Origin of the sequence: Hymenobacter sp. AT01-02, assembly GCF_000961955.2 — a bacterium.
GTDB lineage: Bacteria > Bacteroidota > Bacteroidia > Cytophagales > Hymenobacteraceae > Hymenobacter > Hymenobacter mucosus.
In genome coordinates, this window is the sequence record NZ_JZIR02000043.1 from 18,840 (window position 1) to 39,600 (window position 20,761).

At 57.2% G+C, this 20,761-nt stretch carries 20 protein-coding genes and 1 pseudogene; 16 read left to right on the plus strand and 5 right to left on the minus strand.

Annotated elements, in window-relative coordinates:
* The first annotated feature begins 15 nt into the window (after window positions 1-15).
* Window positions 16-1,053: an outer membrane beta-barrel protein gene (locus VI25_RS14330; protein WP_055562600.1), complete on the plus strand. Its 1,038-nt coding sequence runs from the start codon at window positions 16-18 to the stop codon at window positions 1,051-1,053.
* A 120-nt stretch (window positions 1,054-1,173) separates the two neighbouring features.
* On the opposite strand, the gene VI25_RS14335 is transcribed toward VI25_RS14330, so the two are convergent.
* Window positions 1,174-1,923 (minus strand): RNA methyltransferase, encoded by a 750-nt coding sequence (locus VI25_RS14335; protein WP_045689698.1) that lies wholly within the window; start codon window positions 1,921-1,923, stop codon window positions 1,174-1,176.
* Window positions 1,924-1,970: 47 nt separating this feature from the next.
* Here VI25_RS14335 and VI25_RS14340 point away from each other — a divergent pair, with 47 nt between their 5' ends.
* Window positions 1,971-4,520: a BamA/TamA family outer membrane protein gene (locus tag VI25_RS14340; RefSeq protein WP_055562601.1), complete on the plus strand. Its 2,550-nt coding sequence runs from the start codon at window positions 1,971-1,973 to the stop codon at window positions 4,518-4,520.
* 119 nt (window positions 4,521-4,639) lie between these two features.
* Here VI25_RS14340 and VI25_RS14345 read toward each other — a convergent pair whose 3' ends face one another.
* Window positions 4,640-6,742, minus strand: a complete 2,103-nt coding sequence (locus VI25_RS14345) for a thiamine pyrophosphate-dependent enzyme (RefSeq protein ID WP_055562602.1) — start codon at window positions 6,740-6,742, stop codon at window positions 4,640-4,642.
* Window positions 6,743-6,859: 117 nt separating this feature from the next.
* Between VI25_RS14345 and VI25_RS14350 the strand changes: the two genes are divergently transcribed.
* From VI25_RS14350 to VI25_RS14385, 8 genes are all read left to right on the plus strand, one after another.
* On the plus strand, window positions 6,860-7,411 hold the full coding sequence (locus VI25_RS14350) for a GNAT family N-acetyltransferase (RefSeq protein WP_045690275.1): 552 nt from the start codon (window positions 6,860-6,862) through the stop codon (window positions 7,409-7,411).
* Window positions 7,412-7,502: 91 nt separating this feature from the next.
* Complete coding sequence (gene kaiC, locus VI25_RS14355) at window positions 7,503-9,227, plus strand: circadian clock protein KaiC (RefSeq protein ID WP_236705065.1); 1,725 nt, start codon at window positions 7,503-7,505, stop codon at window positions 9,225-9,227.
* Window positions 9,228-9,236: 9 nt separating this feature from the next.
* Window positions 9,237-9,563 carry a circadian clock KaiB family protein gene (locus tag VI25_RS14360; RefSeq protein ID WP_045690276.1) on the plus strand — a complete coding sequence of 109 codons (327 nt, stop codon included), beginning with the start codon at window positions 9,237-9,239 and terminating at the stop codon, window positions 9,561-9,563.
* A 5-nt stretch (window positions 9,564-9,568) separates the two neighbouring features.
* Complete coding sequence (locus tag VI25_RS14365) at window positions 9,569-9,886, plus strand: circadian clock KaiB family protein (protein ID WP_045690277.1); 318 nt, start codon at window positions 9,569-9,571, stop codon at window positions 9,884-9,886.
* A gap of 4 nt (window positions 9,887-9,890) precedes the next feature.
* On the plus strand, window positions 9,891-11,609 hold the full coding sequence (locus VI25_RS14370) for a PAS domain-containing sensor histidine kinase (protein ID WP_052695618.1): 1,719 nt from the start codon (window positions 9,891-9,893) through the stop codon (window positions 11,607-11,609).
* A 29-nt stretch (window positions 11,610-11,638) separates the two neighbouring features.
* Complete coding sequence (locus VI25_RS14375) at window positions 11,639-12,070, plus strand: response regulator (protein ID WP_045690278.1); 432 nt, start codon at window positions 11,639-11,641, stop codon at window positions 12,068-12,070.
* Window positions 12,071-12,230: 160 nt separating this feature from the next.
* On the plus strand, window positions 12,231-13,190 hold the full coding sequence (gene hemF, locus VI25_RS14380; RefSeq protein WP_045690279.1) for an oxygen-dependent coproporphyrinogen oxidase: 960 nt from the start codon (window positions 12,231-12,233) through the stop codon (window positions 13,188-13,190).
* Window positions 13,187-13,786: a phosphatase PAP2 family protein gene (locus tag VI25_RS14385; protein ID WP_045690280.1), complete on the plus strand. Its 600-nt coding sequence runs from the start codon at window positions 13,187-13,189 to the stop codon at window positions 13,784-13,786. The genes hemF and VI25_RS14385 overlap by 4 nt, the downstream gene beginning before the upstream one ends.
* A 92-nt stretch (window positions 13,787-13,878) precedes the next feature.
* Here VI25_RS14385 and VI25_RS23470 read toward each other — a convergent pair whose 3' ends face one another.
* The 3 genes from VI25_RS23470 to VI25_RS14395 all read right to left on the minus strand — a co-directional run bounded on the left by VI25_RS23470 (window position 13,879) and on the right by VI25_RS14395 (window position 16,271).
* Window positions 13,879-14,082 (minus strand): hypothetical protein, encoded by a 204-nt coding sequence (locus tag VI25_RS23470; RefSeq protein ID WP_072144829.1) that lies wholly within the window; start codon window positions 14,080-14,082, stop codon window positions 13,879-13,881.
* Window positions 14,083-14,154: 72 nt separating this feature from the next.
* Window positions 14,155-14,745 (minus strand): riboflavin synthase, encoded by a 591-nt coding sequence (locus tag VI25_RS14390; RefSeq protein ID WP_045688130.1) that lies wholly within the window; start codon window positions 14,743-14,745, stop codon window positions 14,155-14,157.
* A gap of 107 nt (window positions 14,746-14,852) precedes the next feature.
* On the minus strand, window positions 14,853-16,271 hold the full coding sequence (locus tag VI25_RS14395; RefSeq protein ID WP_045688129.1) for a sugar transferase: 1,419 nt from the start codon (window positions 16,269-16,271) through the stop codon (window positions 14,853-14,855).
* A gap of 185 nt (window positions 16,272-16,456) precedes the next feature.
* On the opposite strand from VI25_RS14395, the gene VI25_RS14400 reads away from it, so the two are divergent.
* From VI25_RS14400 to VI25_RS14420, 6 genes and pseudogenes are all read left to right on the plus strand, one after another.
* The gene (locus VI25_RS14400; RefSeq protein WP_045688141.1) at window positions 16,457-17,110 is read left to right on the plus strand and encodes a protein-L-isoaspartate(D-aspartate) O-methyltransferase; all 654 of its coding nucleotides are present in this window, start codon (window positions 16,457-16,459) and stop codon (window positions 17,108-17,110) included.
* Between the two features lie 268 nt (window positions 17,111-17,378).
* Complete coding sequence (locus tag VI25_RS14405) at window positions 17,379-18,419, plus strand: M43 family zinc metalloprotease (protein ID WP_052695142.1); 1,041 nt, start codon at window positions 17,379-17,381, stop codon at window positions 18,417-18,419.
* Window positions 18,305-18,985 carry a PKD domain-containing protein gene (locus VI25_RS24760; protein WP_152981633.1) on the plus strand — a complete coding sequence of 227 codons (681 nt, stop codon included), beginning with the start codon at window positions 18,305-18,307 and terminating at the stop codon, window positions 18,983-18,985. Before VI25_RS14405 ends, VI25_RS24760 begins: the two co-directional genes overlap by 115 nt.
* Window positions 18,946-19,530 carry a T9SS type A sorting domain-containing protein gene (locus VI25_RS14410; protein WP_055562604.1) on the plus strand — a complete coding sequence of 195 codons (585 nt, stop codon included), beginning with the start codon at window positions 18,946-18,948 and terminating at the stop codon, window positions 19,528-19,530. Before VI25_RS24760 ends, VI25_RS14410 begins: the two co-directional genes overlap by 40 nt.
* A gap of 182 nt (window positions 19,531-19,712) precedes the next feature.
* Window positions 19,713-20,234 (plus strand): acyl-CoA thioesterase, encoded by a 522-nt coding sequence (locus VI25_RS14415; protein ID WP_045688139.1) that lies wholly within the window; start codon window positions 19,713-19,715, stop codon window positions 20,232-20,234.
* Between the two features lie 116 nt (window positions 20,235-20,350).
* Window positions 20,351-20,761 (plus strand): annotated as a pseudogene (locus VI25_RS14420) (hypothetical protein); the annotation flags it as partial.

Consider the following 20,761-nt stretch of genomic DNA (forward strand, 5'->3'; position numbering starts at 1 on the left):
GATGATACCATCATCGTGAAGTTGCCTAACCAGGCTACCATGACACTGTTTGTCAAGAACAAAGCCCAGCTGCGCGAGTTGCGCGCCTACAAGCTCGATTCGTTGATGGTGCTGCTGGACACGTACATTACCAAGGCAGAAGCTGCCGGTAAAAACTCCAAGTCGGACCAGGTGACGATGGAATTTTACCCCGCCAAAGACCAACCTGGCAAGAAGGTGCCAGAGCAGATTCGCATTACCGTGCGCAATGAAGGCGCCGGCACCACCAAATCAGCCGACCACGTGGATGTGACACTGGGCCGGGTGTTTGGGGTGACAGTAGATGAAAGCACCAACGGCAATAATGACCACGTGTCAGTACGCATTGGCAGCTCGGTCAAGTCGGACTCGGTACGGGCTGCGGAGCGCAAGGCCAAGAATGAGGAGAAGGCCAACCGTTCGGTGCACAACGACTTCTCCGTGGACCTGGGCCTAAACACCCTTGTAAATCGGGAAGCTCAGGTAGGCGAGGAATACGAGTTGCGGCCCATTGGTTCACGCTACGTGAGCTTGAACTGGCATTACGATTTCCGCATTGGTCCCCGGCGCTCCCCTTTCCACCTCCTCACGGGACCTGAGCTGTCGTTCAACAACTACATGCTAGACAAAAACTTTCGCTTCTTTGACAACGGCACCAGCACTACCATTGCACGCGACGCGGATCGGGAGCTAGAGAAAAGTAAGCTGTCCGTAACAACCATCAATCTGCCGCTGCTAGCTATGCTGAACTTTCAGAACAGCAAGGGTAAGGAAGCCTTCCGCATTGGGGCGGGCGGGTTCGTGGGCTACCGCCTGGGCTCCCACACCAAAATTAAGTACGAAGAAGACGGCCGCACGCGCAAAGACAAAGACCGGGGCAGCTACAACCTCGAAGACTTCCAGTATGGCCTGCAAGGTGCCATTGGGGTGCGCGGCATCGATTTGTTCGTGAAATACAACCTTAATGACACCTTTAAAAACAACCGCGGCCCTCAGGCTCAAACCCTCAGCTTTGGCGTGTCGCTGCTGAATTAGCATTCCATTGTTCATGTCCCAAACAGCCCCGGCAGCTTCTGCCGGGGCTGTTTTTGCAAGCAGCTTACGCCAATTAGCGAGGTACTTGCGGAGTGACTACTCTAGCTGGCACGCACTTGCTTATTGGACGTTGCGGTAGAAATTATCTAGCAGGATAGCCGCCGAAACTGCCACGTTGAGGCTTTCGGCCTGGCCACGGCCGGGAATATGCAGGCGCTGCGTTAGGCACGCTTCAACCTCGGGCGTTAAGCCGTGCGACTCGCTACCCATCACTAGTACGCCGGTCGGTTGCAGAGTTAGGCGGTGCACGTTGTCGCCGTGCAGGTCGGCGCCATACACTGGTAAGCTGGCCGGCAACGAGCTGAGCCAAGTGGGTAGCTCGCGCTGCCACACGGGTACCCGGGTAAACGACCCCATAGTGGCCGATACCGTTTTGGGAGCCCACGGGTCGGCGCACGTATCCGAGCAAATAACGCCCCCAAGGCCGTACCAATCGGCCAGTCGGATGAGGGTGCCTACGTTGCCGGGGTCACGCACTTGGTCGAGGGCAAGGAGCAGCTGGTTAGGAGCCGGGGCCAATACTTTTTCTTCCGGCAGGCGGGCAATAGCCAAAGCCGTATTGTTGGTGGTCAGTGTGCCCAGGCGAGTCAATTCCTCTTCCGATACTACCTCCACCGGTACGGACGATGGCAGCTCAGGCTGGATTTTTGCGGCAAATTCGGCCGTGAGGAATAACCGTTCCGTTAGAAGTGCAGAACTTAGCAGCTCCCGGACGCTTTTGCCGCCTTCCACCAGGAAGGCGCCATGCCGGAGCCGGTACTTCTTCAGGTGCAGCGCGTGCACGTATTTCGCTACTGCTTTTGAAACCATATTCGTTGCGTGACAAGAAGCCCGTTCAAGGGCATTTTTCGGGAAAGATGACGCGGACAGCCGTAGGTGGTTTGTTGCTGCTGGTAGGCGGCGTAGTGGGCTGCTCGCCCCTGCGCCTGCTGCAACCGGGGCAACACCTGCTGAGCCGCGTGAAGGTGGAAGGTGCTAAGCCGGCAACGGCCGAGCGCCTACAGGCCCTGGCGCAGCAAAAGCCGAATAGCACGTTTCCGCTGCCAAAGCTAGCAATCTACCAGCTAGGTCGCTCCTTTTACAATCCGGAGCGCATCCAGCGCAAGCTGGATGAAGATAGGACCCACTACGACCAGCTCATTAAAGCGGCTGGTACCGACTCGGCGCAGGTGGGCAAGCTACTCTCTCGGCGCGAGCGACACACGCGCCGCCACCAGTTGGCCCTCGACAAGGGCAACGCCATCATGCGCCTGGGCGAGGCACCTGTCATTTATGACTCGGCCCTGACCCGCGCCAGCACCGAGCAGATGGCGGTATTTCTGAAGTCGAAAGGGTACTTCCGCAGCTCCGTTTCGTCTACGGACACGGTACCTACCCGCCTATTTTCGCCTTTCCGCATCTTCACCCTCCGTAGCCCTTTCCACACCGATTCGCAACGGGTGACGGTGGTGTATCAAGTAGTGGAAAACCAGCCCTTCCACTACACCCAGCTCGACTACAATATTGGGGACTCGGCCGTGGCGCGGCGCGTGCTGGCCAGTCAGCCCCAGAGCTTGCTGCGGGTGGGCGACCAGTACGATGAGGAAGTAATTGGGCAGGAGCGCAGCCGCATTGAGAACCTCCTCAAAAACCAAGGCTACTTCGATTTCCGGGAGCAGTACGTGAGCCTAGAAGCAGATACCAGCTTTGCGCCTGGTACCGTACGCCTGCGCACTATTATTTCCAAGCCCAGTCGGGGAGAGTTTCACCGCCTCTACACCATCCGCAACCTCAACGTGATTACCGATGCGGGCCTGGTGCGGTTTGGACAGCAGCGCGACACGCTGGAGCGCGATTCGGTGAAGTACTTGGCGTACCGCCACCGCTTTAGCACCCGCACGCTGGACCGTAAGCTGGCTATCCGCCCAGGAGAACCTTACAGTTTACAGAACACGCAGCTAACCCAGCGGCAATTTGCTAACCTGGACATGTTCCGGTTTAGCACGATTACCTACCGGCGCGTGCGGGGGGCCGATGCTCCGGCCGATTCTACCCGGGGCCTGCTGGATGCAACTCTGAATGCGTCGCCGGCAAAGCGGTACCAGGAAACTACCGAATTTGGTGGCACCTATGTGGCCTCCCTGGTGGGCCCATTCAGCAACGTGCGGCTGAAAATCCGGAATGTATTTGGCGGTGCGGAGGTGTTGGAGTTTGGGTTGCGGGCAGGTTTTGAAGGGCAGCGAAGTGCTGTAGATGCAAACCCTACCCTCACTACGCAGCTAGGCGCCAACGTAAACCTGGTACTACCTCAGTTTCTGGTGCCATGGCGCGCCAACCGCTTTTTGGCCCGCTATAACCCACGTACTCGCCTCAACGGGAGCTATACGTTCGTGAATCGCCCCGATTTCTACCAGCGGACTAACATCGAAGCGACCTACGATTACATTTGGCAACGGTCGGTTTACCACCAGTACGTTCTCACGCCCTTCGACCTGAGCATTATCAGGACGCCGAACATTGACGAGGGGTATTTCCAACAGCTACAACAACTAGCGAATATTCAAAACACGCCCTTGCTGCGCAGTTTTGATAATCTGTTCGTACCCAGCTTCAGTGCTACCTCCCTCTACAACTCTAACGATTTCAACGAAACCCGCGACGGTCGCTACCTGCGTCTGTTTGCGGAAATTGGGGGCCTCACCCGCGGACTCTACCAACAGCAGCCCGTGGTAGTTAGCACCCGGCCGGGGCCAAACGACCGGTTGAAAACTTATGACTTCGCCAAGTTTACGGTAGACTACCGTCGCTACCATAAGCTGACGCCTCAGACCTACTTCGTGTACCGACTTTCGGGGGGCGCAATCCGCTCCCTGACCCACACCACTACTCTAACGCGAAACGAGGACGGTAGCATAGACCCCAACAGTGAGAAAAAGCAGCTACTGGTGCCCTACGACAAGTACTTGTTTGCGGGTGGTAGCTCCAGCGTGCGGGCCTGGAAACCCCGCCGACTGGGTACGGGCAGCTACACGCAGTACAAGTTTGATGAGAACAACAACAAAACAACGGAGCGCAACTACGATATTGAGCAGCCGGGCGAATTGCTGCTGGAAGGCAATGTGGAGTATCGCTTCCCCATCTACAGCTTTATAAAAGGAGCCTTGTTTACGGACGTTGGCAACGTCTGGCTCTTGCAAAATGACTCAAGCCGCGTTGGGGCCCAGTTCAAGTTCAACAAGTTCTACCGGCAATTTGCCGTGGGCTCGGGTTTCGGGTTGCGCCTCGATTTCAGCTTCCTCATCTTGCGCCTCGACATTGCCACGAAGGTGTACGACCCAACAGCCCCAGGAAATAAGTGGGCTATCCGCCGCATTAGCTTTGGGGAAAACCAAACAGCCTTCAACTTGGGCATCGGCTACCCCTTCTAAGGGCAGGAGGTATAAGATACAAAAGCAACGCCCGGCTGCGCATGTGCGCAGCCGGGCGTTGCTTTTGAGTAGTGCTGGCGGTAATTTATACCACCCCTATCCGCAGGGGCTGCACAACACTAGTAGTTCAGCAACTCTTGCAGCATGGCTCCTACCTTCTCAGCGTTGGGTAGCATCTGGCGCTCCAACTCTACATTGAGGGGAATGGCCGGCAGGTTGGCCGCGCCCAAGGTGAACACAGGCGCATCGAGCTGGCGGAAGCAGGTACGCTGAATACGCCCGGCCAGACTTTCGGCAAAGGAATTAAGCAAGGGCTCCTCGGTAAGCACCAACACTTTCCCGTGCCGGCGCACCGCCGCCTCTACCGCATCATAGTCGAGGGGGTTAAGGGTACGCAGGTCTAGGATTTCAACTTGGCCCGGTAGCTCACGGCTAGCCGTTTTGGCCCAGTACACTCCCATTCCGTAGGTGATGACTACGCAGGTTTCACCGTTCCGCAGTTTGGCGGCGTCAGCTTGCTGCGCTACGGCAGCCTTGCCCAAGGGAATAACGTAGCCAGCAGCAGGTTCCGTTGTTTTGGCATCTTCGGTGCCGGGCACTTTGCTCCAATACAGGCCTTTGTGCTCCAGCAGTACTACCGGGTTGGGGTCGAGGAAGGCCGCCCGCAGAAGTCCTTTCATATCGGCGGCGTTGCTGGGGTACACCACCTTAATGCCACGAATGGTGAGCAAGGTGCTCTCGATGGACCCGGAGTGGTAGGGTCCGCCGCCGCCATAGGCCCCAATCGGCACCCGAATCAGGCTTTGCACCGGAAACTTGCCATTGGTGAGGTAGCAGGACTTGCTTAGTTCTTCTACCAGTTGGTTGAGGCTAGGCCAGATGTAGTCCGCAAACTGAATTTCAACAATTGCCTTCGCGCCCACGGCGCTCATGCCGGCCGTGCTCCCAACTATGTAGGCCTCTTGAATGGGCGTATTGAAGACGCGGGCGTCGCCGTACTTTTTGGCTAGCAGCGCCGCCTCCCGGAAGACACCGCCCAGCTCACCGCCTACGTCTTGCCCGTAGAACAAGGCCTCGGGGAATTCCTGCAAAATATCGTCCACGGCGTGCAGGGCTGCGTCAACCATTAGCGCCTTGCCAGCATTAGCAGGGCTCCGCTCTCCCGATTCTACAATTACAGCGGGCGGCGCAAACTCGTGGTCGAGGTAGGTGACGGGATCGGGGGCCGGGGCTGCTAGGGCACGCTTGTAGTCGGCAGCCACGGTGGTACGCGCTTCATCCGCCAGGGCCGTTAGCTCAGTTTCAGCAAAACCCAGGCTCAGTAGTTGCTGATGAAAGCGTGGCAGGGGGTCGCTAAGGGCGTGCTGAGTGAGGTTGTCGCCGCGGTACCATTCGCGCCGGACGCCGCTGGTATGGTGGCCCAGTAAGGGGCATTTGGCGTGTACCAGCACCGGCCCCCGCGTCCGCCGGGCGTACGCGAAGGCTTCCTCCATACCGGCGTGGCTGGCCAGAAAGTCGGCCCCATCGAGTTGCAAGCGGTGCAGGCCCTTAAAGCCAGCCGCAAACTCATAGGCATTCATGGCGCGCATTTCGCGGCCCGTAGCTGATATGCCCCAATCGTTGTCTTGCACTACATACACAATGGGCAGCTGGTGTAGCACGGCCATTTGCAAGGCTTCTGCTACTTCGCCTTCCGTCATGGCCCCATCGCCAATGGAGCACAGCACTACCGGCTGCTGATCGGCAGAGGTTAGCAGCCCCTGCCCTTCCAAGTACTTGATGCCGTGCGCCATACCCGTGGCCGGAATGGCCTGCATACCAGTGGCGGAACTCTGGTGAGGAATGATCGGAAAGCCAGGCCGGCGCAGGGAGGGGTGACCATAATAGGTGCGGCCACCCGAAAATGGGTCGTCGCGCTTGGCTAGAAGCTGGAGCATAAGCTCGTAGGGCGACAGGCCCATTCCGAGCAGCATGGCGTCGTCGCGGTAGTACGGGGTGGCACAATCAGTAGGCCGCAGTTGGAAGGCCGCAGCTAACTGAATTGCCTCGTGCCCACGGGCCGTCGCGTGGACATACTTGGCTGTTACCGTCTTGTTTTCTTCGTACAGACGGGCCAACTCATCAGCCGTGCGCATGAGCAGGTACGCGCGGTGCAGCAAGGAGCGGCGGGGCAGAGCGGTAGTAAAGTCGGGTTCCAGGGTGGAGGTGGAATGGGTGGACATGCTGGGGGTGGGTTGGAAGGCGAAATTACGGGTTAGAACCGAGAGCAACAGCCCCGCTTACTTACGGACTACCTACCCCGAGGTGGGTACTCAGCGCCAAGGCTGTATTTTTGCAGCATGTTACCCGCACTATCCATTGCCCCCGCTACTGCTACCGACATTCCAGCCTTGGTTGCGCTGGTAAATAGTGCCTACCGCGGCGACACGTCCCGGCAAGGCTGGACCACTGAAGCTGACTTACTTGAGGGCACCCGCACCGATGCCGCCGACTTGGCCGACCTCATGGCCGGGCCTGGGGCCACCTTCCTACTGGCCCGCACCGCCAACGGGGAGTTGCGCGGCAGCGTCTACCTGAAAAATCAGCATCCTGACTTGTACCTGGGCATGCTCACGGTAGATCCTGCCCATCAGGCCCACGGCATTGGAAAATACCTGTTGGCGGCAGCTGAACGGCAAGCCCGCCACCTCGGCTGCACCAGTATTCTGATGTCCGTCATTTCCGTGCGGCACGAGTTGCTAGCCTGGTATGCGCGCCACGGCTTCCGGCAAACTGGCGAAACGGTAGCCTTCCCCACGGACGTCCGCTTTGGAGTGCCACGGCAGGAGCTAGTGCTGCTCCTGCTGCGCAAGCAATTAGAGAATCTGCACGCCGATTCCTCCCCTAACTAGCCAGGCGCAAGCAAACATTTCGTTCGCTCTGCTGCTATTCTGCCTAACTTGCCCCTCCGACGTTCCTCATTGGCTCCTTATGTCTATTCATTTGTCCTCTTCCGCGTCCCATTTTCCTACTCTGCCCAAAGCACCCACGGGCATCAATGGTCTCGATGAAATTACTGAGGGCGGCTTGCCCAAAGGACGCCCTACGCTGCTGTGTGGTAGTGCAGGCTGCGGTAAGACGCTAATGGCGGTTGAGTTTCTGGTACGCGGCATTCTAGATTACGATGAGCCGGGCGTGCTGATGGCCTTTGAGGAAACCGCCGTGGAGCTGGCCGATAACGTTCAATCCTTGGGCTTCGACCTCCGCCAGCTACAGGCCGACAAAAAGCTGCGCCTCGACCACGTGCACGTGGACCGCTCCGAGATTGAAGAAACGGGCGAGTACGACTTGGAAGGCCTTTTTATTCGTCTCGGCTACGCCATTGATACAATTGGGGCTAAGCGCGTGGTGCTGGATACCATTGAATCCTTGTTTTCAGGCTTTACCAATCAAGCCGTATTGCGTTCTGAAATTCGGCGGCTGTTCCGCTGGCTTAAGGATAAGGGCGTAACCACCATCATTACGGCTGAGCGCGGCGAGGGCTCCCTCACGCGCCAAGGCCTGGAGGAATACGTATCGGACTGCGTGATTCTGCTGGACAACCGGGTAATCAACCAGATTACAACCCGGCGCCTGCGCATTGTGAAATACCGGGGCAGCACCCACGGCACCAACGAGTACCCCTACCTCATCACGGAGGATGGCATTTCGGTATTACCCGTCACGTCGCTACGATTAGCCCATGACGTATCCAATGATATTATCTCCACGGGCGTACCAGGCCTCGATGAAATGTTCACCCGCAAGGGACTGTACCGGGGTAGTAGCATCCTAATTACGGGCACCGCCGGCACAGCCAAAACCACCCTGTCGGCCGCCTTTGCTTTGGAAGCTTGCCGCCGGGGCGAGCGGTGCTTGTTTTTTGCCTTCGAGGAATCGCCCCAGCAGCTGATACGCAACATGCGGGCCGTAGGGATGGACCTAGAACCCTTCCTAGCGCAAGGACTTCTGCACATTGAAGCCTCCCGCCCTACCCTCAATGGCCTGGAACAGCATTTAGTAACCATCCATAAACTACTTACTGAGTTCAAGCCCCAAAACGTAATCATTGACCCCATCAGCAATTTGGTGTCGGTAGGGAGCATTTCGGAAGTGCGGGGCATGCTCACCCGCCTTATCGACTTGCTGAAGGTGCAGGGCATTTCGGCCTTGTTCACGGCTTTGGTGAGCGGCCGCAATGCTAACCAGGAAATGACGGAAGAAGGCGTTTCTTCTTTGGTTGATACCTGGATTCATGTGCGCGACTTGGAAGGCATTGGCGAGCGGAACCGGGGCGTAAGCATCCTAAAAGCCCGGGGAATGGCCCACTCTAACCAAGTGCGGGAGTTTCTCGTTACCGACCATGGCGTACAGCTGCTAGACGTAATTGTTGGCCCGGCCGGCATTATTACGGGTGCCAGCCGACTCACCCAGCAGCTACAGGAACAGTCGCAACTACTTGCCTCCCAACAAGAAGCGGAGCGCCGCGACCGGGAACTAGAGCGCAAACGCCGCGTACTGGAAGCCACCATCGCCAACTTGCGCACGGAATTTGAGTCCGTCGAAGAAGAGCTTCGCCAAGTAAACCACGAGGAAGAACAACGACAGCAGGCGCTGGCTACCAACCGTCAGCAACTCGCCAAAGGCTACAGCAACCGCCAGCCCGCTTCCACGTCTCCTAATCAGTAGTACCCTCCTATGCAAACGCCTTCGGATTCATCTGCATCGTCGCCCGCCGACGAGGAAATTTGGGAACTACGCCTGTATGTTGCCGGGCAAACGGTGAAGTCAGTTACCGCCCTGGCCAACCTGAAAAAGTACTGCGAAACGCATTTGAAAGGTCGCTACAAAATTGAAATTATTGATTTGCTGCTGCATCCGCAGCTAGCCGAGGGCGACCAGATTTTGGCCATTCCGACGCTGGTGCGGAAAGTACCTTCTCCGATTCGCAAAATCATCGGCGACTTATCCAACCAAGAACGGGTATTGGTAGGCTTGGATATTCGTGCCGTTGAGAACAAGTAGCGCGGATGGAATCAGAGCTACACGAGGAAGCCCCCAGGGCTGAATACCTTTTACACCTGTACATCACGGGTGCTACCCCCAACTCGACCCGCGCCGTCCGCAACCTAAAGGATATTTGCGAGCAGTACTTGAAGGGGCGATACGAACTGCTAATTGTGGACATCTATCAGCAGCCCGAGAAAGCAAAGGAGGAACGCATCATTGCGGCCCCCACGCTGGTTAAGAAGAGGCCGGGCCTGACCCGGTGGCTCGTGGGAGACCTCTCCGACCGACGACGCGTGTTGACGTTGCTGGGCATATCCCCTGAGCCCACTGATATGTAAAGTTATGCCTGATCGTCAGCCGCTTACCCCTGCCGAAGAACTTGCTCTGGAGAATACTGCGCTGCGTCAGCAATTGCAGGAAGCGGAGGACTTGATTACAGCTATCCGTACCGGAACCATTGACGCGCTAGCCGTGCAGGGAGCCGATGGGCCCCGCATTTTCACGTTGGAAGGTGCCGACCAGGTGTACCGCACCCTCATTGAGGAAATGAACGAGGGAGCCTTACTCCTGGCCCAAGACGGTACCATTTTGTACGCCAATGCCAGCCTGGCAGCCCTTCTTAGTCGGCCACTGACGACCCTGATGGGTAGTACCTTTCTAAGCTTGGTACCTGACTCGTTTGTGCAGCACGTGCAAGCCTTGGTCGACCAGGGCTGGCGGGGCAAAGCCAAGGGCGAAGTATCGTTGCACACCCAATCGGGGATGCTGCTGCCGTTCTCGCTTTCCATGAACGTACTGGATTTCGCCAACATCTCGGCTCTAGCGGTTATTGTCACGGATGTGTCGGCCCAGCGCGAGATTACTGCTATTCAGGCTCATGTAGCGGAGCAAAACACTCGTTTGGCGGCGCAGCGCGCCGAATTGCAACGGCAGGAAGCGGCCCGCCAAGCCGGTGAGCGAGCGGCGGCAGAGGCCAAGAGGGTGCTAGAGGGCATTCCTCAGATAGCTTGGACAGCTACCCCAACAGGCGAAACCACCTCTCTCAACCGCCGCTGGTTTGACTACTCCGGGCAACCTTTTACTTCCCTGCCCCATACTCAGTTGTGGGGACAGATTCATCCGGCCGATTTGGCCGTGGCCAAAGCCCAGTGGATCGACAGCTTGCGCACCCATGCGCCCTGGGAGGTGGAGTGCCGCATTCAGAACCTGGCCGGCGAGTACCGCTGGATGCTCGGGCGGGCACTTCCGTCGTACAACGAGCAGCACGAGCTAGTACAGTGGATTGGTACGTATACCGACATTCACGAACATAAGCTGGCCCAGGAGCGGATTGACCAAGCCCAATTGCAGTTGCAGCAGAATAACCAGCAACTGAAACGCGCCAACATCGACCTGGACAACTTTGTATATACCGCTTCGCATGACTTGCGGGCTCCCATCAGCAACATTGAAGGGCTGCTGTATGCCTTGTTGCAGGAGATACCCGCGGCTACTCAGGCGGAAGGCGAAGTGCAGCCCATCTTACAGATGATGCAGGACTCGGTGGACCGCTTCAAGAAAACCATCAACCACCTTACCGATGTGTCGAAGCTTCAGCGCGAGTTCGACCAACCCGTGGTGGCGGTGGAGTTGCTGCCCGTGGTGCTAGGAGTGCAATTAGATTTGGCGCCGCTAATTGAACAAACCACTGCAGAAGTGATAATAGAGGTGGCCGCCAAGCTGTTCATTTCCTTGTCGGAAAAGAACCTGCGTTCCGTGGTGTACAACTTGCTTAGCAACGCTATCAAGTACCGCCATCCCGAGCGCCCAGTTCGTATTCAGCTCAGTGCCAAACAAGAAGCGAACCACGTGGTGCTACGCGTGCAGGACAACGGGCTGGGCCTAGACGAGAACAGCCAGCGCAACTTGTTCACTATGTTCCAGCGTTTTCACGACCACGTAGAAGGCAGCGGCATTGGGCTCTATATGATTAAAAAAATAGTTGAAAACATGGGCGGCTGGATTGAAGTACACAGTAACCTCCAAGCCGGCTCAACGTTCAGCGTTTACTTTAAGTCGTAGCGCTCCGCTCTCCCCTCCTTACCCTGCTCATGTCCAAACTTCCTTACGTACTACTGGTAGACGACGACCGCACGACTAATTACCTTAATCAACTGCTTATCAAGCGCCTTGACGTAGCCGAGACAATAGGAGTAGCAGCCAATGGGCGCGAAGCCCTCACCCACCTACAAGCCTATTGCCACGATGATACCGGGCAATGCCCCGTGCTGATTCTGCTGGATTTGAACATGCCAGTGATGAACGGGTTTGAATTTCTGCATCACTACCACCAGTACCTCTGGCCCTCGGAGCATAAGGCCGTTGTGGTGATTCTGACTACTTCCCTGCACCCCCAGGATATGGAGCGGGTGCAGGCACTGCATGTTGCAGGCGTGCTTAGCAAGCCCCTCACAACAGAGAAATTGCAGCGCTTGCTCAAAGAGCATTTTCCCACGGTTAAACTAGCTCATCAAGCTGAGTAGGCACTGGGGGCTTAGCAAACGATGGGCTGTAGTTGGCCGAAATGCCCCTGCAACTGCATAGGTAGTAGGTAGGTGCTCCTCCCAAAACCGCTACCTTTGTGGCTCGAAAAACTACGGGGGCGTGACGCTGCCTGCGCGGCCTACTTTGTTTCTGCTTTCTATGTCAACTTCCGCTCCTTTTCCTACCGCTGCGCCACCTGCCGCTGCCCTTCGAGACAGCGTGGAACAGTGGATGCGCCAGTTTCAGGACTGGCTCTGCCAACAACTTGAAGCCACCGATGGTGGTACAGCCCGCTTTCAGGAAGATGCCTGGCAACACCACGGTAGCGGTGGTGGCCGTAGCCGCGTATTAACCAATGGGCACATTATCGAAAAAGGCGGCGTCAACTTCTCCGCTGTTGAAGGCGAGATGAGCGAGGCGGCGGCGCGGCAGCTGCTCATGCCCGACCGGCGCTACTTTGCCACGGGCGTGAGCGTGGTGCAGCACCCGCGCAGCCCGCAGGTGCCCATCTCCCACATGAACGTGCGCTACTTCGAGGCTGGCAATGGCGAGGCCTGGTTTGGCGGCGGCCTGGACCTGACCCCGATTTACGTGGACGTGGCGCAAGCCCGGTGGTTTCACCAGCAGATTGCTCAGGTCTGCGCCCGCCACGATGCCCACTACTACCCCCGCTTCAAGGCCTGGGCCGACGAGTACTTCTTTCTGCCCCACCGCCAGGAAACCCGCGGCATCGGCGGTATCTTCTTCGACCGTTTAGTGGTTGGCAAAGAGGCTGATGCAGAGGCCCTATTTGCATTTGTACGCGCGGTGGGTGAGGTATACGGCAACACCTACACGGAGCTGATGCGCCAGAATGCGGAGTTGCCCTTCAGCCCCGAGCAAAAGCAGTGGCAACTGGTGCGCCGCGGCCGCTACGCCGAGTTCAACCTGGCCATTGACCGGGGCACGCGCTTTGGGCTGGAAACCGGGGGCCGCACCGAGAGCATTCTTATGAGCCTGCCCCCGCAAGCCGAGTGGCACTACAACCTACAACCCGAGCCTGGCTCGCCCGAAGCCGCTACCCAGCAGTGGCTGCGCAAAGGCGTGGAATGGGCCTCTGAAAACCCAATTTTCGCTTGATAGAGCAGCTCCAAGCCCTCGACCGGTGGCTTCTCATTGCCGCTAATGCCCACCGCACTCCCCGCCTCGATACGTGGATGGTGTTCTTTTCAGAACGCTTCGTCTGGTTTCCTGCCTATTTTGTGCTACTAGTGGTACTCGCCTACTTGTACCAGCGGCGCGCTTTTCTGCTGCTGCCCCTGCTCGGCTTGAGTGTCGCCCTGGCCGATATGATATCGAGTCGGTTTTTCAAGCCGTACTTTGCCCGCTTGCGTCCCTGTCACGACCCTGACCTGTCTGCTACTCTTAACCTAGTAAACGGCTGCGGCGGGCAGTTCGGCTTTATTTCCTCGCACGCCGCTAATGCTTTTTCCCTGGCTGTTTTTGTGGCGCTGGTACTGCCCCGGCGCTATCGGGTAGCCAAGTGGTTTCTTTTTCTGTGGGCGGCTATTGTAAGCTACAGTCGCATGTACCTGGCCGCACATTTTCCCTCAGATGTATTGGCGGGCACCCTGCTGGGCTGCGTTCTGGCGTGGGGGTGCGCCAAAGTCTACCAGCGGCTATCGGCCCGGTGGTGGCCCACAGCGGCCCCCATTGCGGAACCTGTCGTTGCCTAGCAGCACTAAGGACTGGCTGTATCCATACCCCTCAACACGCAGCAGGCCCCGCAGTATATTCCTGCGGGGCCTGCTGCGTGTTGAGGGATAAACTATTTCTTGGCGGGTCTGCGCTTGCCCGTATGACCGTCACCTCTATCACCCTGCCCAGGCTTACTCGTGACCTTCGAGTTGGTGCGGTCATCTCCAGACAAGGAACGGTTTAAATCAACCGAACTGGTAAACTCTCCTTTTTCGTTGCGGCGCACGTAGCGCTTATCACCCTCGGTGGGCTCTATTAGTTCGCGTTTTGACATGGCTTCAAACAGATGGATGGTTACGTAAGTGGTACGTAATCAGGCCACCGCCTGTTGTAGAAAGCCCTATTTTTAGCGCCCTAACAGTTTGGCCACGTACTTGCCTACAATGTCAAACTCCAGGTTTACCTGGTCGCCGGGGCGCAGGTGCTGGAAGGTTGTGTGCTCATACGTGTAAGGAATGATGGCTACGGAAAAGCCGTCATCAGTGCTATCAAAGCATGTGAGGCTGGTGCCATTTATGCAGATGGAGCCTTTTTCTACGGTTACGCGGCCGGGGCCTACCTCATGACGGAAGCGAAACACCCAAGAGCCGTGCTGGTCCGTCACCGATTCACAGGTGGCGGTCAAGTCTACGTGGCCCTGCACAATGTGCCCATCAAAGCGGCCGTTGGCGGCCAAGCACCGCTCTAGGTTTACTTGCCGGCCAGGCTGCCACTGGCTCAAATTGGTTTTCTGCAGCGTTTCATCAATGGCCGTAACAACGTGGGTATTGGCCGACCCATCTACTGCCACCACGGTTAGGCAAACACCGTCGTGGGCTACACTCTGGTCAATTTTCAACTCCGGCGCGAAGCTGGAAGTTACGGTGAAGTGAATATTGGTTTCATCCCGGCGCACATCCGTAATGGTGCCTAAGGTTTCAATTATTCCAGTGAACATGATGTCTAAAAAAAGTAAAGCGAGAAGCAGCTTAATGAAGTAGGCTGCTTAGTACGTGTAATTGGGGTAGCTCGTGGTGGTGCTACTCAGGAACAGGGCCAGTCGATTTATTTTCCGCGGCCTTCAATGATAATTTTGAGCGTGTACAGCACTACCCGGAAGTCCATCGACAAGCTCATATTCTCAATGTAGAGGATGTCGAACTTAAGCCGCTCGACCATCTGCGGAACGGTTTCGGCGTAGCCATATTTTACCTGCCCTAGGCTGGTGAGACCCGGCCGCACGCGGTGCAAGTGACGGTAGTGGGGGGCGAGCTGCACAATCTGGTCAATGAAGTATTGTCGTTCGGGGCGCGGGCCCACAATGCTCATATCGCCCTTGATGACGTTCCAAAACTGGGGTAGCTCGTCCAGCCGAACCTTACGCATAAAGCGGCCCCAAGGCGTAATACGCGGGTCATGGTCGGAGGAAAGGGCTGGCCCCAGGGCCTCAGCATCCACGTACATGGAACGGAACTTATAGATATGAAACGGCTGGGCAAACTGTCCGATGCGCACTTGCGAGTAGAACACGGGCCCCGGCGACGAGAGTTTCACCATGATGGCCGTGAAGGCATACACGGGCCAGGCCAGTAGCAAGAACACGATGGAAACGCCCACATCGAGTGCACGCTTGAGCACCTTTTGCCACACGGGTAGCAGGTCCTGCTTGATTTCGATGAGGGGAGTACCAAACACGTGGCTCACCTTCACGGAGCCTAGTAGCATTTGGTAGAGGTCGGGCAGGATGCTGATCCGAACCGGAGTACCTTCTAGTAAGGCCAGAATTTCTTCTACTACCCGGTGCTCGGAAGCTTCGATGGCAATTACTACCTGCTCCACCTTCAGCACCCGAATGAGGGCCGGCAACCGATGATAGGAGCCCCGCGTGGGCACTTCAGCCGCCAAATCCTCATCCACCGTATCGCCCACGGAAACTACTCCTACTATTTTCAGGCCCAAGTGGCGCCCCGTGCGCAGAAGTTCCTGATAGGTGTCGCGGGCGAGCGTATTGGAACCTACTAACAAGGTATTGAAACTAATGACGCCCCCTCGTACCAGCTTTTGCACGCTGCTAATAGCCCACACGCGCAGGATGGCCGTGAGCAGAAAGTGCAGCAGAAAGTACGCCGTAATGGTTTTGTAGTACGCTTGGTAGTTCTGCACGCCTTGGTCATCGAGGAGCAAGGCAAAGAAGATGACCACGGCACCAAGCACCGACACGCGACCAAGGCGAATGATTTCGGCCAAGCGCGACTTTCGGAAAATGTCGCGGTACTCGCCAATCAAGGTGTAGAGTACGGTCCAGAATGCGGCAATCATAAAGGCCGAGCCGGAGAGAAAGAAGAAAGCCACTTCCGTGAAGTGGTAGCCTTCCGTAATTTCGCTGAGCAGGTACTTACGCAGCAGAAAGAAGCAAACCCATGCCAGCAGGGCCGCTATAAAGTCGGCTCCTATCAGCTTCAGTTTTTGGAAGGTGCGAATCAAGGGCGAAAGAACTGACCGCGCCGGCCAGTTGTCAGGTGGGTAAAGTGGGTGCGAAGCCGTAGTTTCGCATTTTATTCAGGCTCCCAACGCACCTTACGGGTTAGTTTTGGAGCATGGCAAAGGTAGGAATTACCCGCATTTTGCGGGCGGCCATTGCCGAAGCCTGCCACCTTTTGCTTTTTCCCATGCACGCTGATACTTACCGCCACCGTGGCGCCCGCCGCACCCTTGTAGAAGAGCTGCGCCGCAAGGGCATCCGCGACGAGCGGGTGTTGGCGGCCATCGGCACCGTTCCGCGCCACCTCTTCTTCGACCCTGCCTTTCAAGCTCACGCCTACCAGGACAAAGCCTTTCCCATTGGCGAGGGCCAAACCATTTCGCAGCCTTACACGGTAGCGTACCAAACCGAACTGCTGCGCCTGCAGCCCCAGGATCGGGTGTTGGAGATTGGGACTGGCTCGGGCTACCAGTGTTGCGTGCTGCTCGAACTAGTGTCGCAGGTATGGAGCATCGAGTATCAGCCGGTATTGTATGAGCGCACGCGAAAGCGCTTGGCGGCGCTGAACCGCGCTGCCCACCTGTATTGCGGCGACGGTTCAGTAGGTCTGCCCGATCAGGCCGCTTTCGACAAGATTCTGGTAACTGCTGGCTCACCGACCCTGCCCCGCCCCCTGTTGCGACAACTGCGTATAGGCGGCGCGCTGGTGATTCCAGTGGGTGATGCCCAAACGCAACGGATGATGCGCGTTGTACGGGAGAGTGAGGAGGAATTTTCGCGGGAAGTGTTTGAGGAGTTCCGCTTTGTGCCACTCCTAGGGCGCGCGGGTTGGCAGCAGTAGCAGTAGTCTTTTCCTACTACCAACAACCCCACGACAGCGAGTGTGACACCCATTAGCCTCTAAGGAAAGCTAGGTTACCGCAGCGAACTACTAGTAGTAGTACGAGATATTCTCGGAAACTGCATTTGGCATTGGCAGGGCCGCTTCTGCCAGTCGGACTTTGTGTATATCTTGGGCAGGCAGACTATCTGTAGCCCCTTATACCGCTGCTAGCAGGGCCTATTATCGGAGCCGAATATCTCCCACTGCTACTACTTCCTTAGTACTTATGGTCCAAAAACTACGCTTTCTGCTGTGGTTGCTGCTAGGTCTGCTGGTGAAAGGGCCAGTACAGGCGCAGCGCAACCTTCATCCCGAGCATCGCTCGGGCTACGGATGTGCTTTTGATAGTGTGCAGCAAGCTGAATTTGCTCGCAACCCTGGCGCAGCCCGCGACTACCAGAACTTTTTGCTGCAAGTAGCCAGCCTGTCTGCCTCCGACCGGGCCCGCCTGCTTGCCCAGCCCGATGTGACGGTGCCCGTGGTGGTTCACGTTATTCACACGGGTGGCACCGATGATATTTCTGATGCCCAAGTGGCCAATGCTATCCAGCTGCTCAACTTGGATTTCAGCAAAACCAATCCAGACACGGCCGATGTACTAACTGATTTTCAGCCTATTTATGCTAACGTAGGCTTTCGGTTTCGCCTAGCTACCCGCGACCCCACCGGCTCCTGCACTACGGGCATCACGCGTACGTACTCTACCTTGACCAATGTGGGCGACAACACCGTAAAGAACCTAATTCGGTGGGACCCTAACCGCTACCTTAATATATGGGTAGTAAGCACGGCCAACGGGGCGGGCGGCTACGCTTTCCTACCCTGCCCGAGCGCTACGCTGGATGGCATTGTGATCCGCAGCGCTCAGTTTGGAAGCATTGGCCGGTCTTGTGGTAGCAACTTCTGCTTTCGGTCGCTCACGCATGAGGTAGGCCACTACTTCGGGTTACGGCATACTTGGGGCGGCTCCAATACGCCGGGCTTGGCCTCCAATTGCTCTATTGATGATGGCATTGCAGACACGCCCAATACCATCGGCTCCAACCTAGATTGCAACTTGGCCTTCTCACCCTGTGGGGTGCTTGCAACGTGCAGAACTACATGGACTACGCCACCTGTTCGCGCATGTTTACGCAGGGGCAGAAGGAAGTTATGCGGGCCTCGCTTTTTCTTACCTGCCGCAGCACGCTCGTTTCGGCGACGAACCTGCGCGCCACTGGCACCGATGATGCAGCGCAGGGTTCTGCCGCGCCCTGCCCGCCAGTAGTTGCTTTCCGGCCCTCAACCCAACTTGTATGCGAGGGCAACGCGGTAACGTTTACGGACTATTCGTACAATTTTACCTTCAACGCTGCCACCTCACAGTACAGCTGGTCGTTTCCGGGTGGGGAGCCGGCTACTTCCACGGCACGCCACCCGGTAGTAACTTACCGCGCGGCGGGCGTATATGCGGCTACCCTTACCATAACAACCCCCGATGGTCGGGGCACCCTCACCCAAACCGATTTGGTGTCGGTGACAGGACCAAACTCTGGTGAGACTGGTCCGCTTGCCGAGTCGTTTGAGAACGTAAACTTCCCCAACCTATATCCGGCACCCTCACTACGTAACTGGCTACGCACTTCGTCGGCCACATCGGCTAGTGCCCCTCGCTGGGAACGGGAAACGGGCGCAGTAGCCAGCCAAGGATCCTCTTACGTGCAGGTGCGCAACAGCAGCTTGGCAGCGGGTACCATCAGCACGCTTACCTCACCAAATATCAATTTGTCTCCCATCACGGCACTACCCAGCTCGTGTTCGACCGCGCGTACGGCCTCCGGTCGTCTTCCGTAACGGACGGGCTTCACGTCTACTATTCCATTACTTGTGGGCTGAGCTGGACCCTACTAGCTAGCTACCCCGCCGCAGTACTCAATACCCAAGGCAGCCAATTCTTTCTCGGCTACGCTCCCGACTCCCTTTCCGACTGGAAATCCATACGTATAACGCTTCCAGCGGCGGCGCAGCGTAGTCCGCGCTTTCTACTGCGCTTTCAAATGGTTAGCGGCGGGGGCAGTACATTCTTCCTCGACAATGTGCGGATTCAGGACGCAACTGTCACTCGTAACGCCGAAAGCACGACGCGTCAGATAAGCGTGTACCCCAACCCGCTCACCGCCGAAACTGCTATTCAGTTTACGCTGCCTGCTGCTACTACTGCTCAGGTTCGGCTGCTAGATGTGCTGGGGCGCCCGGTATACTTCCTGCCGGCCAAGACCTACGGTGCCGGTACTCACGCGCTAGCCCTCCACGGGCCAAACCAGTTGGCCCACGGGGTATATGTAGTGCAACTCACGCTAGCCGATAAAACCTACACAACTCGCCTGCTGGTGCAGTAAGTAACGTGGGGCAGCCTCTCATGGCGGCAACGAGGTGCTAGATTTCTACCTCCTGCCGGGCAAGTACGCGGAAGCTGGGTAGCATGACCTGGCCCGTATCGGCCTGCCCCTCACGCAAAGGCACCAAGTAGCAAACCGGGCTCCTATCTTTGCAGCAAATTCTTAGAAGTCTTTCCCGCATGATGCGCAAACAAAAGCCCGTACAAGACTCGTTCGTTCGCATGACCGAGCTGGTGCTCCCCAACGACACAAACACGCTCAATAACCTAATGGGCGGCCGCATGATGCACCTTATGGACGTAGCTGCGGCCATTTCAGCCCAGCGGCACTCCAACCGCATTGTAGTAACTGCCTCCGTTGATAATGTATCCTTCCGGGAGGGCATCAAGCTGGGTAGCGTAGTTACGTTGGAAGCGCAAGTAACCCGGGCGTTCAGCTCCTCCATGGAAGTGCACATTGACGTATGGGCGGAGGACATTCCAAGCGGCACCAAAATAAAGTCTAACGAGGCCTTTTTCACTTTCGTAGCCGTCGACCAATCGGGCCGCCCTATTGACGTACCCGACGCCATGCCAGAGACGCCCGAAGAGGTTCACCTCTACGAAGGCGCATTGCGTCGGCGGCAGCTCCGCTTAGTACTAGCCGGCCGCATGAAACCATCGGACGCCACAGAACTACGCGCCTACTTCTCTTTGGGAGAGTAAGCACTAGTTGTTATCATATCTAGCATGCCATTAATCTATTATCCTTACTTATCTTAAGTAGAAATAGTAACGCATAGCCTCTCTAGTAACCTTAGTACTCTTGCTGCTCTCAACGCATGAATTCGGCCGCTGACCTCGCTTTCTACCAGAACTTTTACAATGGAGCCTCCCTGTATCTGGTGCCCGATGCCAGCCAAGTAGCCAGCCCGGCGGTGCCGGCGGTTGCGCGCGAAGAACAGGCTAACACGGCCCCCATAACTGCTTCGGCTGTGGTGGCGGCCCCCGAGCCAGCAGCTACGGCTCCGCCCGTTGTGGTGCCAGCTCCGGTGCCACCACTGGCACCTGTAGCGGCAGCAGCTCCGCCAGCGGGCAAGCTCCCTTCCTTGGCAAACCTGGGTCTGGCAGCAACGAGTACTCCGGTGCCGCCGGCCGTAGCACCCCAAGCCCCACCCGTTCAGGCCCCACTAGCGGCCCCCGCTGCTCCCGTGCGCGAGCTGGTGACGCCCTCACTGGCGCAGCTGCCGGCC

Excerpts from the sequence above, each read along its gene's own strand:
- VI25_RS14335 (WP_045689698.1), bottom strand. The coding sequence starts at position 1,923 with ATGGTTTCAAAAGCAGTAGCGAAATACGTGCACGCGCTGCACCTGAAG.
- VI25_RS14340 (WP_055562601.1), top strand. The coding sequence starts at position 1,971 with ATGACGCGGACAGCCGTAGGTGGTTTGTTGCTGCTGGTAGGCGGCGTA.
- VI25_RS14345 (WP_055562602.1), bottom strand. The coding sequence starts at position 6,742 with ATGTCCACCCATTCCACCTCCACCCTGGAACCCGACTTTACTACCGCT.
- VI25_RS14350 (WP_045690275.1), top strand. The coding sequence starts at position 6,860 with ATGTTACCCGCACTATCCATTGCCCCCGCTACTGCTACCGACATTCCA.
- VI25_RS14360 (WP_045690276.1), top strand. The coding sequence starts at position 9,237 with ATGCAAACGCCTTCGGATTCATCTGCATCGTCGCCCGCCGACGAGGAA.
- VI25_RS14365 (WP_045690277.1), top strand. The coding sequence starts at position 9,569 with ATGGAATCAGAGCTACACGAGGAAGCCCCCAGGGCTGAATACCTTTTA.
- VI25_RS14370 (WP_052695618.1), top strand. The coding sequence starts at position 9,891 with ATGCCTGATCGTCAGCCGCTTACCCCTGCCGAAGAACTTGCTCTGGAG.
- VI25_RS14375 (WP_045690278.1), top strand. The coding sequence starts at position 11,639 with ATGTCCAAACTTCCTTACGTACTACTGGTAGACGACGACCGCACGACT.
- hemF (WP_045690279.1), top strand. The coding sequence starts at position 12,231 with ATGTCAACTTCCGCTCCTTTTCCTACCGCTGCGCCACCTGCCGCTGCC.
- VI25_RS23470 (WP_072144829.1), bottom strand. The coding sequence starts at position 14,082 with ATGTCAAAACGCGAACTAATAGAGCCCACCGAGGGTGATAAGCGCTAC.
- VI25_RS14390 (WP_045688130.1), bottom strand. The coding sequence starts at position 14,745 with ATGTTCACTGGAATAATTGAAACCTTAGGCACCATTACGGATGTGCGC.
- VI25_RS14400 (WP_045688141.1), top strand. The coding sequence starts at position 16,457 with ATGCACGCTGATACTTACCGCCACCGTGGCGCCCGCCGCACCCTTGTA.
- VI25_RS14405 (WP_052695142.1), top strand. The coding sequence starts at position 17,379 with ATGGTCCAAAAACTACGCTTTCTGCTGTGGTTGCTGCTAGGTCTGCTG.
- VI25_RS24760 (WP_152981633.1), top strand. The coding sequence starts at position 18,305 with ATGCGGGCCTCGCTTTTTCTTACCTGCCGCAGCACGCTCGTTTCGGCG.
- VI25_RS14415 (WP_045688139.1), top strand. The coding sequence starts at position 19,713 with ATGCGCAAACAAAAGCCCGTACAAGACTCGTTCGTTCGCATGACCGAG.